The following is a 15,393-nucleotide window of genomic DNA, read 5'->3' as shown; positions in this document are numbered from 1 at the left end:
AGGTTTGGTAGAACCGCGTAACCCCCTAGTTACATAAGCTCGCAGACAGCTGCTGCGAAGGCAACGGGGTCCTCAGGGAGGATGCCCTCGACCAGCAGGGCCTGATCGTAGAGCAGGCCGGAGTACTGCTTGATCTTGTCGGCGTCGCCGGCCTTCTGGGCAGCGACGAGCTTGGCGAAGACCGGGTGTTTGGCGTTGAGCTCGAGCACGCGCTGGCTCTTGGGCATACCGTCGGGCGCGCCCTCAGGACCCTTCTGAAGCACCTTCTCCATCTCGAGCGAAAGCGGACCCTCGGTGGTGATGCAAGCGGGGGCATCGGTCAGGCGCGCGGAGACGGCAACTTTCTCGACCTTGTCACCGAGCGCCTCCTTCATAGCGCTAAAGAGGTCCTCGTTTTCCTTGGTGGCGTCCTCGGCCTCCTTCTTCTCGTCCTCGGTCGCCAGATCAAGATCGCCAGTCGCGACGTTCTTGAGCTCCAGGTGACGATCCTCGACCTCGGGCTCGGCACCGTCGGCAACGGCCTTCTCGGCAGCCTCGCGGGCGGCGTCGTCTTCGTAGATCTTAGGCATATCGGCGGCAACGTACTCACGCATAGCCTGGAACGTAAACTCATCCACATCCTGCGTCAGCAACAGCACGTCATAGCCGCGGTCGAGCACGCCCTTTACCACGGGCATCTTGGCCAAGCGCTCACGCGAGTCGCCGGCGGCGTAGTAGATGGCCTTCTGATCCTCGGGCATGCCCTTGGCATACTCGGCCAGGGTAATCATCTTCTGCTCCTTGGCAGACCAGAACAGTAGCAGGTCGGCGAGCTCATCGGCCTTCATGCCATAGCTCGAGTAGATGCCGTACTTAAGGCCGCGGCCAAAGTTCTCAAAGAACTTCTCGTAGGCCTCGCGGTCGTTGTCGCGCATGTCCTCAAGATCGGCAGTGATCTTCTTCTCGACACGCTTGGCAATGGCCTTGAGCTGACGGTTCTGTTGCAGCGTCTCACGCGAAATATTGAGCGTCACGTCGGCAGAGTCCACGACACCGCGCACAAAGTTGTAGTAGTCGGGCAGCAAGTCGTCGCACTTCTCCATAATCAGCACGTTGGAACTGTAGAGCGCCAGGCCCTTCTCGTAGTCCTTGCTGTACAGATCGAACGGGGCGCGACCCGGCACAAACAGCAGCGCATCGTACTCAAGCGTACCCTCGGCATGGAAGCTGATAGTGCGCGCGGGATCGTCAAAGTCGTGGAACGTGGACTTGTAGAACTCGTTGTAATCCTTCTGCTCAACGTCGGAGCTGCGCTTTTTCCAAATCGGCGTCATGGAGTTGATGGTCTCGAGCTCCTGGTAGTCCTCGTACTCGGGCTTGTAGTCGTCGCCGGCGTCCTCGGGCTTGGGTTTCTGGCGGCTCTTGCTCACCATCATCTGAATCGGGTAGCGCACATAGTTGCTGTACTGCTGAATCAGGCTCTTGAGGCCCCACTCGGTCAGGAAGCGATCGTAGGTCTCGGCCTCGCCGTCGGCGTCGAGCTTCTCGTTCTCGCGCAGCGTCAGGATGACATCGGTACCGTGCTCAGCACGCTCGCCATCCTCGATGGTGTAGCCCTCAAGACCGTCGGACTCCCAAACGTGGGCGGTGTCCTCGCCATAGGCGCGGCTGACAACCTTTACGTGGCTGGCAACCATAAAGGCAGAGTAGAAGCCCACGCCAAACTGACCGATGATGTCGACATCGGAACCCTGCTGCTCGGCGTTCTCAGTCTTAAACTCCTCGGAGCCGGAATGGGCGATGGTGCCCAGATTGCGCTCGAGCTCCTCGGCGGTCATGCCAATGCCGTTATCCGAGATGGTAATGGTGCGGGCGTCTTTATCAAAGGAGACGCGAATGGCCAGGTCGCCCTGGTTGATCTTGACGCTCGGATCCTGCAGGCTCTTAAAGTTGAGCTTGTCGACGGCGTCGCTCGCGTTAGAGATAAGCTCGCGCAGGAAGATTTCCTTATTGGTGTAGATGGAGTTGATCATGAGGTCGAGCAGTTTTTTGCTCTCGGTCTTAAATTGACGCATGTGCAGTCCTTTCGCGCTACCCCCGTCCGCAAAAACGGCCCGGTTGCCCGAGCCGCATCGCAGACCTGCTATGTTCAGACTTAGATTTTATAACCCAATAGCGCGCATATATACATACGGAATCGAAAAACTGTATGTCCGAGCGCTCCAATGCGTCAATTGCCAAGGAGTGTCCCCAGCTGCCGGCAGAAAAGGAACGTCCCTATCTGCCATCTACGCGCTTGGCCATCCAGACATGGGGCTGGCCCTCGTCTTCGTAATCTACCGGGGCAATTTGCGTGTAGCCCGCCTTTACATAGAGCGGCAGCACGTATTCCTGCGCATGCAGCTTAATAAGCTTGGCGCCGGCATCGCGTGCACACGAAGCACTGGTCTCCACGATCGCACTCGCCAGTCCGCGACGACGCATAGCCGGCAGCACGGCGACGCGCCCCATAATGTAGGTCTCCCCCGCCGCAACGCCTTCGTCCATGTCGCATGCCGGCAACACCGGGGCCTCTGCGTCAGCCACGCGCTCAAGCTCTTCGGGAAACACGCGCGAGCAACCGGCAAGCTCGCCGTCTACATAGAGCGTCACATGAATGCAGTTTGGATCCTCGTCGATAGCGTCGAACTCATTCTCGTAGCCCTGCTCGTCCATAAAAACGACGCGGCGCACCAACGCCGCGTCATCAAAGCATCCCGTCTTAAGTTGGATATCCATGGCTGCCCTTTCATTCAATGCGAACGTTAGGGACAGATTTTAGCGAAAATGAGCTCCGCGTACGCTAAACTTCGCGCGAGCCTTCGCCAGGCAGTCGTAATGACCCACGTTATGGGCATCGCTCGCGATGAAGCTGTACAGGTTCTGATCGAACAGGCGCTGTGCCGGCTTTTTCTCGCGACCAAAGCGACCGCCGGCAATAAAGTCCGCCGAAGCCTGCAGCTTGCAGCCCATATCGACCAGACGCTCCGCCACGCTTACATCCTTTTGAACCGCACGATAGCGCTCAGGATGAGCGATGATCACCTGGTAGCCACGGCACTGCAAATCGTAAATCGTGTTCTCGTACTCTCTAAACGCATACGCATCGGCATGCGTCGAAAGTTCGAGCAGAAACTCGTTGGTCCCATCGAAATGCAAGTGCTCCGCGGCATCGATACCAAGCTCAACGAGCTTTCGATGGTTGACCTCGAAGCCCATCTGGAGCGGAAAACCGTCAGCGTTATCACGCAGCAGCTCAAAGGCATCCCACATCTTGTCGTAATCAAAATAGGGATCACGGCAGTGAGGAGTGCAAACGATTCTGGTTACACCGGCCCGCTTGGCAGCCTCGAGCATCGCCAAGCTCTCATCGAGATCGGCGGCGCCGTCGTCTACACCCGGCAAGATATGGCAATGAATGTCACGCATAGGTCAGCCTTAATCAACTAAACGTTTGCTCGGTTGGTGAAGATGCCCTTTTTGGAAGTCCCCTGATCGTCGGAGCCCTTCTTAACCTTCTTACCGTCCTTGGTGTAGTAGGAGTAGTAGTACTCGCTGGTCTCGGTCTCGCAGTAGTTCATAACGGTACCGATGAGCTTGACCTTCTCGGACTTCTTAAGCTGACCGATGGCGTTGAGCGCCTCCTCGCGCTTGGTGAAGTCCTCGCGCACCACGAACAGCGTGCCGTCGGTCAGGCTGGCAATCTCGGCAGCATCGATGAAGGTGCCGACCGGGGGAGCGTCGAAGATGACGTACTGGAACTTAGCAGACAGTGCCTTTACCAGCTTGGCAAAGCGGTGAGAGACGATGATGTCGGCAGGATTGGGAATATGCGGCTCGGCATCAAGGAAGTAGAAGTTCTTCTGACCCGTCTCGACAATTGCCTGGTCAATGGAGATCTGCTCGGAAAGAACCGCATAGAGTCCGCCGCGCGAACGAACGCCGAGCATATCGGAAAGGGACCTGCGGCGCATATCGGCCTCAACCAGGAGCACGGACTTGCCACTCGTGGCAATTGCCTGAGCAAGGTTAATGGAAACCGTAGACTTGCCCTCGTTGGGAATCGAGGAGGTAACGGTGATGGTGCGAATGGGGTCGTCCACGCTCGCAAAGCGGATGTTGGCCAGAAGGGTCTTGGCGGCATTCTGTACAACGAGCTTATCGGTGTTCTTTGCCTTAGCCATGCCTATTTACCACCTTTCATAGCCGGAATTCGGCCAACAACGGGAATGCCCAGGAGCTCTTCTGCCTCTTCGGCACCGCGGATGCGGGTGTTGAGCATGTCTGCCAAAACGACATAGGCAACTGCGATAAAGATGCCCGCGAGGAACGCGACAGCAACGTACAGCATACGCTTGGGGCCGCTGGGGGCTTCGGGGGTCTTAGCCTCGTCGATAACGTTGATGCTCTGGGCAGCGCCGACGTTCTGAGCGACCGTACTCACCGAGCTAGCTATGGCCTTTGCGACCTTAGCCGTCTCCTTGGCATCGGTGCCGGTAACCGAAAGCGTAATGACACGCGTGGTGGTCTCGGAGGAAACAGACACCTTGTAGTCATCCAGATCGGTGAGGCCCAGTTCATTGGCTGCGCCGCTCTTAACGCTATCGCTATCCAGCAGCGTGGCGATATCGTTGGAAAGCATCTGACTCGCCGAGAGATCGTTGTAGCTCATCTGACCGCTATCGTCGGTCTTGGCGAGAATGTACATGCTCGTCGTCGCGGTATAGGTGTTGTCCATCGCAACGAAGGACACGATGCCCATGGCGATCGCGCAGACCACCGGAAGGGTGATGACCAGCTGAAGGTGCTTCTTCAGCAGCTGGAACAGTTCGAGAAGGGTCATGCAGCTTGCCTTTCATTTCCCCAGTTCGGATTGACAAAACTGTCCGTATGTTATCGCATCTTTTTACCGAGACCAAACTCTATACATAAGAAACAGGCTCTCCTGTAAAAATGTCGGAAGCAATCGTAAAATTGCACAACAACGCCGCACCCGAAAGTCAAATGCGGCGTCTACATCAATATCTATGTTGTATCGCTATGCGAATGGCTCGTCCTGCTGTATGGGAAACGTCACCGTAATGGTGGTTCCCACGCCCAACTCGCTCGACAGATCGAGCGTGGCGTGATGATACAGGGCCGCATGCTTGACAATGGCAAGCCCCAGACCGGTTCCGCCGCGTGCCTTGGACCTACTCTTGTCCACGCGATAGAACCGCTCAAATACCTTGCCCTGTTCTTCAGGCGCGATACCGATTCCCGTGTCGGCGACCGCAAGGAACGGATGGCCTTCGTCGTTGGTGCCGCACTGCAGCGTAACCGTACCGCCGGGTCGATTGTAGCGGATGGCGTTGCTTGCCAGATTATAGATGAGCTCGTCAATCAAGCGCGACACGCCCTCGATGACCACAGGCTTGGTCTCATGACTTATCGTCACATTCGCCTGACGGGCGACCTGTTCAAGACGCTGCTCGACCGCGTAGATGGCACGCGAGAGCTCAATAGGCTCCGTGGACCCAATGGGCACCGCCTCGCCCTCAGCTGCACGCTCGGCCTCGTCCAAGTTAGACAGCGTAAGGATATCGTTGACAAGCGCTGCCAAGCGGCCCGCCTCACGATAGATGCGACCGCCAAAGTTGCGCAGGTCGCCCTCGCCCTCGACCATGCCGTTTGCGATGAGCTCGGCATAGCCCGAAATCGCCGTAAGCGGCGTCTTGAGCTCATGGGTGATATTCGCCGTGAACTCGCGGCGCATACGGTCGTTGTCCGCTAGCACCGCCATTTGGCGCTTGAGTTCCTGGCGCTGCGACTCGATACGCTCAAGCATGGGGACCATCTCGGCATAGGCGTGCTCATAGCTACGGCGTGGGTGGTCCAAATCCACCTCTTGCAACGGCGCGATGATGGCACGGGACTCGCGGCGCGCCATAAAAAACGAGAGTACCGCACCCGCTGCTGCGATAAGCAGCATCGGCGCCACCATCGACAGCAAAATCGCCGCAACGCCAGGCTGGGCCTGCGCCAAGCGGACAACCTGGCCGTTATCAAGGGCGACGGCGCGATACAGCATAATCTCGTCGAGCGTAGAGCTTGCGCGCTCCGCGGAACCCAAACCACTCTCAAAGGCCTCGATGACCTCGGGGCGATCGCCATGGTTGGGCAGTGTGGAAGGCGACGCCTCGTTGTCGTAGGCAACCGATCCATCCTTGTTAATCAGCGTGATGCGCAAGTCCTCGCGATCGAGACTACGCAAGAACGGGATGGGCTCCTGCTGTTCGTCGAGAGCGGCAGCAATGAGCTCGGTTTCCTGCGCCAGATTGGCACTCGTGGCATCCGCCAAGGTGTTTTGCACAAAGAACGCACCCAGCACCGTAAACGCCACGATAACCGCCATGGCGCAGACAAAGATCGTCACAAAAACGCGGTGCGACAGCGTATGTTTTCCCTGGGGGGCGAAGACCACGGGTTACTCCTCCGATGCGGTGGCCGCGGTGTCGTCGCCTTTGGCACCATCGCCGGCAGAAGGCTCGGCCAAGCGGTAGCCCACGCCGCGCACGGTCTCGATGGCGCTGGCATGCTCGCCCAGTTTTTGGCGAAGCGTCTGCACGTGCACGTCAACGGTGCGCGAACCGCCGTCGAAGTCCCAGCCCCACACGCTCTGCAGCAACGACTCGCGGGTAAAAACCACGCCGGGCTTGCGCATGAGGTACTCGAGCAGGTCGAACTCGCGCAGGGTGAGCTTAAGCGGCTCGCCGGCAACGGTCACCTCGCGATGGCTGGGCGAGAGCACGATGTCGCCCACGCTGAGCACATCGCTCGCCTGCTTGACCATGCCGCCGCGACGCAGCAGTGCGCGGCAGCGGCTCGCAAGCTCCATGAGCGAAAACGGCTTAGTCAGGTAATCGTCGGCACCGCCATCGAGCGCCATCACCTTGTCGAGCTCGGTATCCTTGGCGGTAAGCATCATGATGGGCACCGTCGCCGTCAGGCGATCGGCACGCAGTCGACGCATAATCGCCAAGCCATCGGTATCGGGCAGCATGATGTCGAGCAGGACGGCATCGGGTACCCGTCGCGCCACGGCAGCCTTAAACTCACCGTCGCACGAAAAGCCTTCGGCCTCAATCCCCTGCTTGCGCAGCGCATAGACCGTCAAATCCCTGATGTTGTCATCGTCCTCGACGTAATAGATCATGTTGAACCCCTTTGCGGCCGGCATGACCGCATCTTAACCCTAAAGGTACCTTTACTAGATGGTATCAGCCAAAACGCCCCGTCAAATAATCCGCCGTGCGCGGATCGGTCGGATTCTTGAAGAGTTGCGCGGTGGGCGCGTGCTCCACCAGCTCACCCAGCAAAAAGAATGCGACCGAATCGGAGATACGCGCCGCCTGCTGCATATTGTGCGTAACGACCACGAGCGTGCAGGTCTCTTTGAGCTCACAGGCCAGCTGCTCCACCACGAGCGTCGACACAGGGTCGAGTGCCGAGGTCGGCTCGTCCATCAGCAGAATGTCGGGCTGCACGGCCAGCGCGCGGGCGATGCACAGACGCTGCTGCTGGCCGCCCGAAAGACCCAGACCCGACTCTTTGAGCTTGTCCTTGACCTCATCCCATAGCGCAGCGCGACGAAGGGAGTCCTCGACCAGCTCGTCGAGCACGACGCGGTCGCGCACACCCATACCGCGCGGCCCATAGGCGACGTTGTCGTAGATGCTCATGGGAAACGGGTTGGGGCGCTGGAACACCATGCCCACGCGCTGGCGCAAACGGCAGATGTCGTAATCGCCCAGGATATCTTGACCATCGAGCGCAATCTTGCCCTCGATACGGCAATCCTTGATGCCGTCGTTCATGCGGTTAAAGCAGCGCAGCAACGTAGACTTTCCGCAGCCCGAAGGCCCGATAAATGAGGTGATCTGCTTGTCGCGGATCTTGATATTCACGTCCTTGAGCGCATGATGGTCGCCATAGAACAGGTCGAGGCCCTCGACGTCGATGCGCGTCGGCGAGGCGGCAAGATCCTCTGCCGTGGGGCGAGTCGCATCCCCAACCTCGCGCTCGTGCGCGGCCTCGGCCTGCGCTTCCATGAGTTCTTCAAGCTCCGTGGGCTCCACAGCCGCAGCAGCCGTCATACCGCATACCTCCACATCGATATCAATTCAGCAGTATCGATAGTAGAAATCGCGGCTCATATGCACGTGAGCGCATTGTCAAGTGTTTGTAAGGGCACGCTGGCTATGCGGCGGGCAGCTCGATGGTGAATATCGTGTGTTCGGGCGTCGATTCACATGCAACGGTACCGCCGTGTGCCGCGATGATCTCCTTGGCAATAGCAAGGCCCAGACCGGCACCACCGCGATTGGTCGCACGCGCCGCATCCAGGCGATAGAACTTCTCAAAGATCACCTTGAGCTTAGCCGCAGGGATAGGATCGCCCTGATTGATAAAGCGAACGCGCACGCCGCCATCGTCTTGGCGCCCGGCCTCAATCGTGATAGTCGAGCCCTCATAGCTATAGGCGACGGCGTTTTTCATGATGTTGTTGAACACGCGAGCCATCTTGTCGCCATCCACGAGCACCGTCAGGTCCTCGTGGATATCAACTTGGGCTTCCTTATGCTGCTCGTTGAGGATGGGATAGAACTCGTCAGCCACCTGAGCCAGCAGCAACCCCAGATCAACATAGCCGCGCGTGAGCACGATATCGTGGAAGTCAAAGCGTGTGATATCGAAGAACTCTTCGATGAGTGCATCGAGCCGGTGCGCCTTGTCGAGAGCCACGCCCGTAAAGTGCGCACGTTGCTCAACCGGCAGCTCAGGAGCCTCTTGCAGCAGCGAAAGATAGCCCACCACACTGGCAAGCGGGGTGCGTAGGTCATGTGCCAAGTACGTGACCAAATCGTCCTTGCGATGCGACTCGTCACGCAGAGCTTGCTGCACCTTGCGCTCACGGTCACGCACGCGGTTAAGGGCGCCCTCGACCTCCAAGAAGTCGCCGTCGATGTTATCCCAGGTGTCGGGGTGATCGATCAGGCGATCTTGAATACGAGCGGCCAGCACACAATCGGCATGCTGCTCGCCCTGCTCGTAGCCCTGGTAGTACAGGGCGCGGCCACACAAGAACAGCACGCACGCGGCAAGCGCCAGCACAAAGCCAAGCATGTTGAATACAAAGCCGGCATCGAACAGCACCGGCCCTTCGATGCCGCCGAGCGCCATGGCGCCAATCGCCAACGTCATGGCCCACGCGGCGCCGCCAATCACCACGCAGCGGCACACGATCTCAAATCGATCGATCAGCAAAAAGCCGACAAGCAGCACCGCCAAGATTCCGACGATGTTGTCGATGCCAATCAGCAGCAGGCTCAGCAAAAAGAGCAGCACCGTTGCAAGCGCGCGGTTGTCGACGACCGACCTCACGTATTCAAAGAGCCGATCGGGCACCTCGAACGCTTGCCTATCGTCTTTTGTCATATCAAGATCCTCACAAGCGAAAAGCGTTATTCGATGATGTAGCCGACGCCCCAGACGTTTTTGATAAAGCGTGGCTTTTGTGCGTCGTCGCCGATCTTTTCACGCAAGTGGCGAATATGCACCATCACCGTATTGTTGGAGCCGGGCATAAAATCCTCGCTCCACACCGCGCGGAACAGGTCCTCCACGGCCACCACGCTGCCGCGATGCTCGACCAGATACAGCAAGATTGAATACTCGGTGGGTGTGAGGCGTACCGGTGCACCGTCCACCGTCACGGAACGAGCGTCGCGGTTGATCTCCAAGCCGTCGAGCTGAATGGTCGGCGACTCGGCCGCCTGTGCACGGCTACCGTAGCTGGTGTAGCGGCGAAGCTGAGCGTGCACGCGCGCGATGAGCTCCAGCGGACGGAACGGCTTAACCACGTAATCGTCCGCGCCAAGCGAAAGGCCCCCGATCTTGTCTTGCTGGGCATCGCGCGCCGTCAGCATGATCACGGGATAGGTATGGCTGGAACGGATCGTACGCAGCAGCTCAAACCCATCGATATCGGGCAGCATGACATCTAGCAGCGCCAAATCGAACTCCTGCTCCAAAATCGCCTTGGCAGCATCGGCCCCGCTATAGGCAATCTGGACATCAAAGCCCTCTTTTGTAAGGTAGATGCCAACCAAGTCGGCGATGGCCTTTTCGTCATCAACTACCAGTATGCGCTCGTTCATGCGTGCTCCTCTCGCGCTCCATTATGCCTGAGGCGACGCACGCCACACACAACAAGCGTGGGTGATTAAGTCGGTCTTAAGCACCCTTGTGCCCGTTCGAACGCGGATGTGGGCCACGCACGCACGCGATGATCGCCGACGCCGGCAAACGATATACTCTAGTTTCAGAAGAGACCATCCCGTCGAAAGCGAAATCTGTGAAGTCCCTCACCTCTTTTGCAAAGCGCTCAGCCCAGCTTGCCGCCGGCTTTGTCTGCGCTATCGCCCTTGCCGCTGGCGCGCCCACCGTCGCCGGCGCCCAAGTGCTCACGACCGACAATGTTTGCGGCAAAACCGCCGATGCGCGCGGCATCACGGCCGAAAACCTGCCCGATATCGATGCGACCAATGCCCTCGTCATGGGCAAAGACGGTACCGTCTACTATGGGCGCGGCGCCGATGAGCAGGTCAAAATCGCCTCGATCACCAAGGTCATGACCGCAATCCTAACCGTCGAGAATTGCAAGATGGACGAGAAGGTCACGGTGAGCAACGCCGCAGCCACCGTGGGTAATTCGACCGCCGGCTTGCTCGAAGGCGACGAGCTTACCGTGGAGCAGGCACTACGCGGTCTGATGATTCCCTCGGGCAACGACGCCGCCATCGTGCTCGCCGAATATGTGGGCAAGAAGATCGACCCCAAGACCAAAGACGCCGAGGCCACCTTTGTGAAGGCCATGAACGAGCGCGCTAAGAAGCTCGGCTGTACCGGTACGCTTTTTGAAAACCCGCATGGTCTGGACTTTGATGAGTGGGCTGGCAATATGCACTCAACCGCACACGACGTAGCGCTGATGATGCAGGAGGCCATGAAAAACGACACGATCCGCGAGGTCGTAGCGAGCGAGGATTCCTGGATCGAGGTCACGGGCGCCGACGGCACCGACCATTCGCATTCCATGGACACGCATAACTATTTGCTGGGCCAAGATGGCAACATCGGCGGCAAGACCGGCACCACCGACGACGCGGGCTATTGCTTTACGAGCGCCTACAACCGCGACGGCGACGAGATCTACACCGTTATTTTGAACTCCACCACCACCGACCAGCGCTTTACCGATACCGCCACCCTTGCCAACTGGTACTACGGTCACAAGGTGACGGTCGCAATCGCCAACACGCAAGAAAAGACCGCCAACGGCAACCCGCTTATGGCGCGCATTAGTCAAACCGACTGGACGGATAAGACAATCGACGCCACGCTCGCCGATCCCACGGCGCAAGCGACCGTGTTTTCTCTTGCCGGCGAGGTGACCGAAAAGGTTAGCTACGACGATCTTTCGGGCACGGTGCATGTGGGCGACAAGGTGGGCAGCGTTACACTCAAGCAGGACGGCACCAAGATCGCCGTCATGGACCTGGTTGCCGACGAGGAAGGCGCAGGGCCGAATCCCATTGAATGGCTGCTCGTGAAGCTCGATCGCTTGGGCCGCCGCATCGACAACCGCCCGCTCACAGCCGAGAGCGAGACCGTAGCCAAGGCGCCCAAGGCGTAGGGCCGGAGCGATATCACATCGAACCAAATGAGGCGTCCAACGGGGCGCCTCATTTTTGAGGGTTCGAATCCCCAGCGCCCTTTCTCGATAATAAAAAAAGGGCCCCAAATGGGACCCTTCTTCAAATTCGTACTGGCGGAGAGCTGGGGATTCGAACCCCAGATGCCCTTTTGGGGCATACTCGCTTAGCAGGCGAGCACCTTCGGCCTCTCGGTCAGCTCTCCGTAACAGCCGTTCTATAGTAACCAAACAGCCAAGGATGGGCAAGAGGAAATTTTCTAATTGCCTAGCATCCTTTCCTCCTTGGAAGCTTCGCCTACCCCAGCGAGCGGTTGAGGGAGCCGAGCTCGTCGTTACCCATGGTACGCCACATTTGGAAGATGCAACCGCGCGCCAGGAAAAAGAAGCCGTTGTCGACCAGTTGCACAGCGGCATCTGCCAGCTGATTCGTCACGGCGGACACTGGCGGCAGCTCAAGTCCAGCCTTGCGGATGGTCTCGACCGCCTCCTCGAACGTCGGAGGCTCGCTGACGCCCATCTCGTTCATAAGGCCCTGCATTTCTTCCAGCGCGCTGCTGCCCGACTCCTCGCCGCGCGGCACGAGACGGTAACAAGCCAGCGCCAGGTCGAGCTGATCGCAATTCCAATAGGCAAACGCCAGGCGATAGAACAGGTAGCCGATTGCAGAGCGATCGCTGGCAATACGTAGGCCGTGGCGCGCCACCTCGATAATCTCGTCAAAGCGCTCCAGACGCGCAAGAACGTTGATGAGCGCAAAGTGCGATTGCATGGACGAGCGCGCCAGATCGTAAAGATGGCGCACCTCGGGCAGCGCTCGTTCAAAGTCCTCTTGCTCGACGTAAAAGCTGCAGATCTCGTGCTGGGCAAAGTACAGCGCATCGGGCGCACGAAGGATTCGCACAGAGCGGTCTTCTTCCAACACCGGTAGCACCATGCGCACCAGCTGGTTATCGCAAAACTGCGTTTGAACCGGACCTGTCGCCAAAAGCTCGGCAACGGCGCACTTAGCCTCCAACTCCTCAACAAGACGGGAAAAGCCTTCAAAAGCACCTGTACGGTCGACTTTTGCCTGCTCGCGCAATTCAACAACACGGGCCACGTATGGGTCGTCGTCCTCTTCCATGACCTCCAACTCGTCAGCCGTATCGGCAAGCAGCAAATCGCGCAGCGCCGGCGGCAGCGTGCGATGGTCATCACGTGGTCGGGCGTGAACCTCTGCAGGCTCAATCATGTCCGGCGCATCCGCCTCATATGCCTCGAGCAAGCACTTGCAGGGCATGTCGTCCATATCCATGCTCTCAAGATCCTTGGCGACAGAAACGCAATCGGCCAGATAGGCCGCACGGCCAAAGGAATACGTTTCGACAACGCGCTCGCCCTGCTCGCCGTCGGGAGCCGCAATCTGCACGTAGCAGCGCGTGATGCGAGCACCCGAAGCAAAGCAAGCCGCCGCGAGTGTAAGCGCAACACGCACATCGTGCTCAGTGGCCCATGCCGCGCGCTTAGGCTCATCCACCTCGCGCCAGGCGTCATCTTGAGCATCGTATTCGCGCTGCGGCATAGCATCGACAACCGTGCGGCCAAATCGCACCAGCATGATGCCCTCGGCGACGTTAGCTCGATAGGTGTAGTCGAGCCGCGTAACCACGTTGAGCGCTTCTACGATACGTGCAAAACGGGTGCGAACGTCCCACTCGCCACCCGGCTGGCACGCAACCGTCCCCGGCTTGGCCCATGGGTTGTCATTCGACAGCGTTTCGAGCAGGCGAGGAACGTCGTTTGTCGTCTTGCTGATATGCCATAGGTCAAAGAGCGAGCAGCCCTCAAAGCTTGGCGACGAGGCAACGGGGCCCAACCCTGCCCCAATACGCTCAAGGATGCCCGATAGGCGGTTCAGGCGGCACTCGACGGCAAGCAGGGTATCGATCTCGTCCTGGTCCAGCAGGCTACGGTCAAAATTGAGATAGAAGAGCCTCGAGCGATCGATGCGCGCCAGGCTCATTTCGGTTTTGGCCGCGATGGTGCGCAGGCGAGGCAGATTAACTTCGCCCATCAAAGCGGCGGCATAGCGCTCAATGCCACTTGGATTATCTGTATGGTCAATGCGATAGAGCAACGTTTCGATTGCATCGGGCAGCGGCGTGGAATCAAAACCCAGCAGTACCTCAACCGGCTCGGGGAGTTTTACAAGTTTGATCTTGTCGACAGCATTTTTCATGCCCTCGTCGAGGCCGTCGGCATCTGCCATGCCCGAGACAGTGTTTTCAGAATCGGCGAATATCACGTAACGCAAGAACATCGAGGCCATGAACTCGCCGTAGCGAAGGCTGCGCGTCGAATTCCACGTCTCGCGATCGGTTTGTTCGCGCATGGTGCCTTCGGGAGAGCCGATGACTCGCGCCCGGGAGTGCATCGTCCCATCGGTACCCCTGACCGCAATCTCACCGATGGTGGAATCAGACTCGTCAAGAATCAGTTGCATGTCGGGATCGTCGGGCAGCGATTCCTCGTTAACGGGACGGTCCACCTTATAGACCTCACCCGAAACGCACACGTAGCCCAAAAGCGACACATGGCTTTTGCCGACGAATTCGACGACATAGCATGATTCATGCGGGTCCTCGCCAAAGAGCTTCCAAACCACGCCATACGAGCGTCCCGCAGGCTGCTCGGGCATGGCCGGAAAGCGCTTTTTGGGATCGAGAAACCTGAGCTTGTATGTCGGACGCTCTGCCACGAAATATCACCCTGATCGGTCGTTTGAAGAAGGAGTGGTCGCGAATAAGTCGCGACATCTACTCGGAATCTTACACGAGTCGACAGGAAATCGTCCCTTTGGACGAAAGCACTCAAGCTGGCGTAAAAGAAAAGCCCCCGTTGCCGGGAGCTTTAATCTCAAATGGTGCGGCGTATAGGATTCCGCGCATCCGCTTCGCGGATCCGCACCGGCTTCGGCCGCCTGCCGGCGTCCTCGCCCGCGGGCTAAAAACGCTCCGCGTTTTCCTTACGCCCGCGCCTCGACCGAGGTTCGAATCCATGCGGTGTTTACGTAAAAGAAAAGCCCCCGTTGCCGGAGGCTTTAATCTCAATTGGTGCGGCGTATAGGATTCCGCGCATCCGCTTCGCGGATCCGCACCGGCTTCGGCCGCCTGCCGGCGTCCTCGCCCGCGGGCTAAAAACGCTCCGCGTTTTCCTTACGCCCGCGCCTCGACCGAGGTTCGAATCCATGCGGTGTTTACGTAAAAGAAAAGCCCCCGTTGCCGGAGGCTTTAATCTCAATTGGTGCGGCGTATAGGATTCGAACCTATGACGTTCTGATTCGTAGTCAGACCCTCTATCCAGCTGAGGTAACGCCGCGACTTGTTGATTATTATGCACAGGAACTGAATAATGGTCAAGCTTTTTTCGAAAAAAGTTATCAAATTGGATTTTTACTCATTTAGAAAGCAATGTCTAAAAGATTGGGCAATCTCGTTCGAGACCCACAGGCTCAGGTTAGATAAAACAAAAGCCCCCGTTGCCGGAGGCTTCAAATTCAATTGGTGCGGCGTATAGGATTCGAACCTATGACGTTCTGATTCGTAGTCAGACCCTCTATCCAGCTGAGGTAACGCCGC

The 15,393-nt window shown here is 58.3% G+C and carries 12 protein-coding genes and 3 tRNA genes; 1 reads left to right on the top strand and 14 read right to left on the bottom strand.

Features of this window, described 5'->3' with window-relative positions; all coding sequences use genetic code 11:
* Positions 1 to 29: 29 nt before the first annotated feature.
* From htpG to I2H19_RS03255, 10 genes are all read right to left on the bottom strand, one after another.
* Positions 30 to 2,054 carry a molecular chaperone HtpG gene (gene htpG / locus I2H19_RS03300; RefSeq protein ID WP_195621218.1) on the bottom strand — a complete coding sequence of 675 codons (2,025 nt, stop codon included), beginning with the start codon at positions 2,052 to 2,054 and terminating at the stop codon, positions 30 to 32.
* A 202-nt stretch (positions 2,055 to 2,256) separates the two neighbouring features.
* The gene (locus I2H19_RS03295; protein ID WP_117786114.1) at positions 2,257 to 2,757 is read right to left on the bottom strand and encodes a GNAT family N-acetyltransferase; all 501 of its coding nucleotides are present in this window, start codon (positions 2,755 to 2,757) and stop codon (positions 2,257 to 2,259) included.
* Between the two features lie 39 nt (positions 2,758 to 2,796).
* Positions 2,797 to 3,447, bottom strand: coding sequence for a tyrosine-protein phosphatase (locus I2H19_RS03290; protein WP_022094060.1), 651 nt, complete (start codon positions 3,445 to 3,447; stop codon positions 2,797 to 2,799).
* 17 nt (positions 3,448 to 3,464) lie between these two features.
* Entirely contained in the window at positions 3,465 to 4,202 is a 738-nt protein-coding gene (locus I2H19_RS03285) for a CpsD/CapB family tyrosine-protein kinase (protein ID WP_055309657.1), read from the bottom strand.
* A 2-nt stretch (positions 4,203 to 4,204) separates the two neighbouring features.
* Positions 4,205 to 4,861 (bottom strand): YveK family protein, encoded by a 657-nt coding sequence (locus tag I2H19_RS03280; protein ID WP_117786113.1) that lies wholly within the window; start codon positions 4,859 to 4,861, stop codon positions 4,205 to 4,207.
* A 195-nt stretch (positions 4,862 to 5,056) separates the two neighbouring features.
* Positions 5,057 to 6,481, bottom strand: coding sequence for a sensor histidine kinase (locus I2H19_RS03275; RefSeq protein WP_117786112.1), 1,425 nt, complete (start codon positions 6,479 to 6,481; stop codon positions 5,057 to 5,059).
* Between the two features lie 3 nt (positions 6,482 to 6,484).
* A complete protein-coding gene (locus tag I2H19_RS03270; RefSeq protein WP_117786111.1) occupies positions 6,485 to 7,213 on the bottom strand; it encodes a response regulator transcription factor in 729 nt (242 codons plus the stop codon).
* A gap of 64 nt (positions 7,214 to 7,277) precedes the next feature.
* Complete coding sequence (gene pstB, locus I2H19_RS03265) at positions 7,278 to 8,153, bottom strand: phosphate ABC transporter ATP-binding protein PstB (RefSeq protein WP_192923895.1); 876 nt, start codon at positions 8,151 to 8,153, stop codon at positions 7,278 to 7,280.
* Positions 8,154 to 8,256: 103 nt separating this feature from the next.
* On the bottom strand, positions 8,257 to 9,495 hold the full coding sequence (locus I2H19_RS03260) for a sensor histidine kinase (protein ID WP_195621217.1): 1,239 nt from the start codon (positions 9,493 to 9,495) through the stop codon (positions 8,257 to 8,259).
* Positions 9,496 to 9,521: 26 nt separating this feature from the next.
* Positions 9,522 to 10,217, bottom strand: coding sequence for a response regulator transcription factor (locus tag I2H19_RS03255; protein ID WP_117786109.1), 696 nt, complete (start codon positions 10,215 to 10,217; stop codon positions 9,522 to 9,524).
* Between the two features lie 197 nt (positions 10,218 to 10,414).
* On the opposite strand from I2H19_RS03255, the gene I2H19_RS03250 reads away from it, so the two are divergent.
* A complete protein-coding gene (locus tag I2H19_RS03250; RefSeq protein ID WP_161115704.1) occupies positions 10,415 to 11,755 on the top strand; it encodes a D-alanyl-D-alanine carboxypeptidase family protein in 1,341 nt (446 codons plus the stop codon).
* A gap of 133 nt (positions 11,756 to 11,888) precedes the next feature.
* On the opposite strand, the gene I2H19_RS03245 is transcribed toward I2H19_RS03250, so the two are convergent.
* The 4 genes from I2H19_RS03245 to I2H19_RS03230 form a co-directional block, all read right to left on the bottom strand.
* Positions 11,889 to 11,979: transfer RNA gene (locus I2H19_RS03245), tRNA-Ser, on the bottom strand.
* Positions 11,980 to 12,071: 92 nt separating this feature from the next.
* A complete protein-coding gene (locus tag I2H19_RS03240) occupies positions 12,072 to 14,513 on the bottom strand; it encodes a tetratricopeptide repeat protein (RefSeq protein ID WP_195621215.1) in 2,442 nt (813 codons plus the stop codon).
* 543 nt (positions 14,514 to 15,056) lie between these two features.
* Positions 15,057 to 15,133: transfer RNA gene (locus I2H19_RS03235), tRNA-Arg, on the bottom strand.
* 183 nt (positions 15,134 to 15,316) lie between these two features.
* Positions 15,317 to 15,393 (bottom strand) — tRNA-Arg (locus I2H19_RS03230).

This window comes from Collinsella aerofaciens (genome assembly GCF_015560135.1).
GTDB classification, from domain to species: domain Bacteria; phylum Actinomycetota; class Coriobacteriia; order Coriobacteriales; family Coriobacteriaceae; genus Collinsella; species Collinsella aerofaciens_AN.
This window is presented reverse-complemented; position numbering and strand designations above follow the sequence as displayed.

What these genes read in the sequence shown, in the direction of transcription:
- htpG (WP_195621218.1), bottom strand. Translation starts at nt 2,054, where the DNA reads ATGCGTCAATTTAAGACCGAGAGCAAAAAACTGCTCGACCTCATGATC.
- I2H19_RS03295 (WP_117786114.1), bottom strand. Translation starts at nt 2,757, where the DNA reads ATGGATATCCAACTTAAGACGGGATGCTTTGATGACGCGGCGTTGGTG.
- I2H19_RS03290 (WP_022094060.1), bottom strand. Translation starts at nt 3,447, where the DNA reads ATGCGTGACATTCATTGCCATATCTTGCCGGGTGTAGACGACGGCGCC.
- I2H19_RS03285 (WP_055309657.1), bottom strand. Translation starts at nt 4,202, where the DNA reads ATGGCTAAGGCAAAGAACACCGATAAGCTCGTTGTACAGAATGCCGCC.
- I2H19_RS03280 (WP_117786113.1), bottom strand. Translation starts at nt 4,861, where the DNA reads ATGACCCTTCTCGAACTGTTCCAGCTGCTGAAGAAGCACCTTCAGCTG.
- I2H19_RS03270 (WP_117786111.1), bottom strand. Translation starts at nt 7,213, where the DNA reads ATGATCTATTACGTCGAGGACGATGACAACATCAGGGATTTGACGGTC.
- pstB (WP_192923895.1), bottom strand. Translation starts at nt 8,153, where the DNA reads ATGACGGCTGCTGCGGCTGTGGAGCCCACGGAGCTTGAAGAACTCATG.
- I2H19_RS03260 (WP_195621217.1), bottom strand. Translation starts at nt 9,495, where the DNA reads ATGACAAAAGACGATAGGCAAGCGTTCGAGGTGCCCGATCGGCTCTTT.
- I2H19_RS03255 (WP_117786109.1), bottom strand. Translation starts at nt 10,217, where the DNA reads ATGAACGAGCGCATACTGGTAGTTGATGACGAAAAGGCCATCGCCGAC.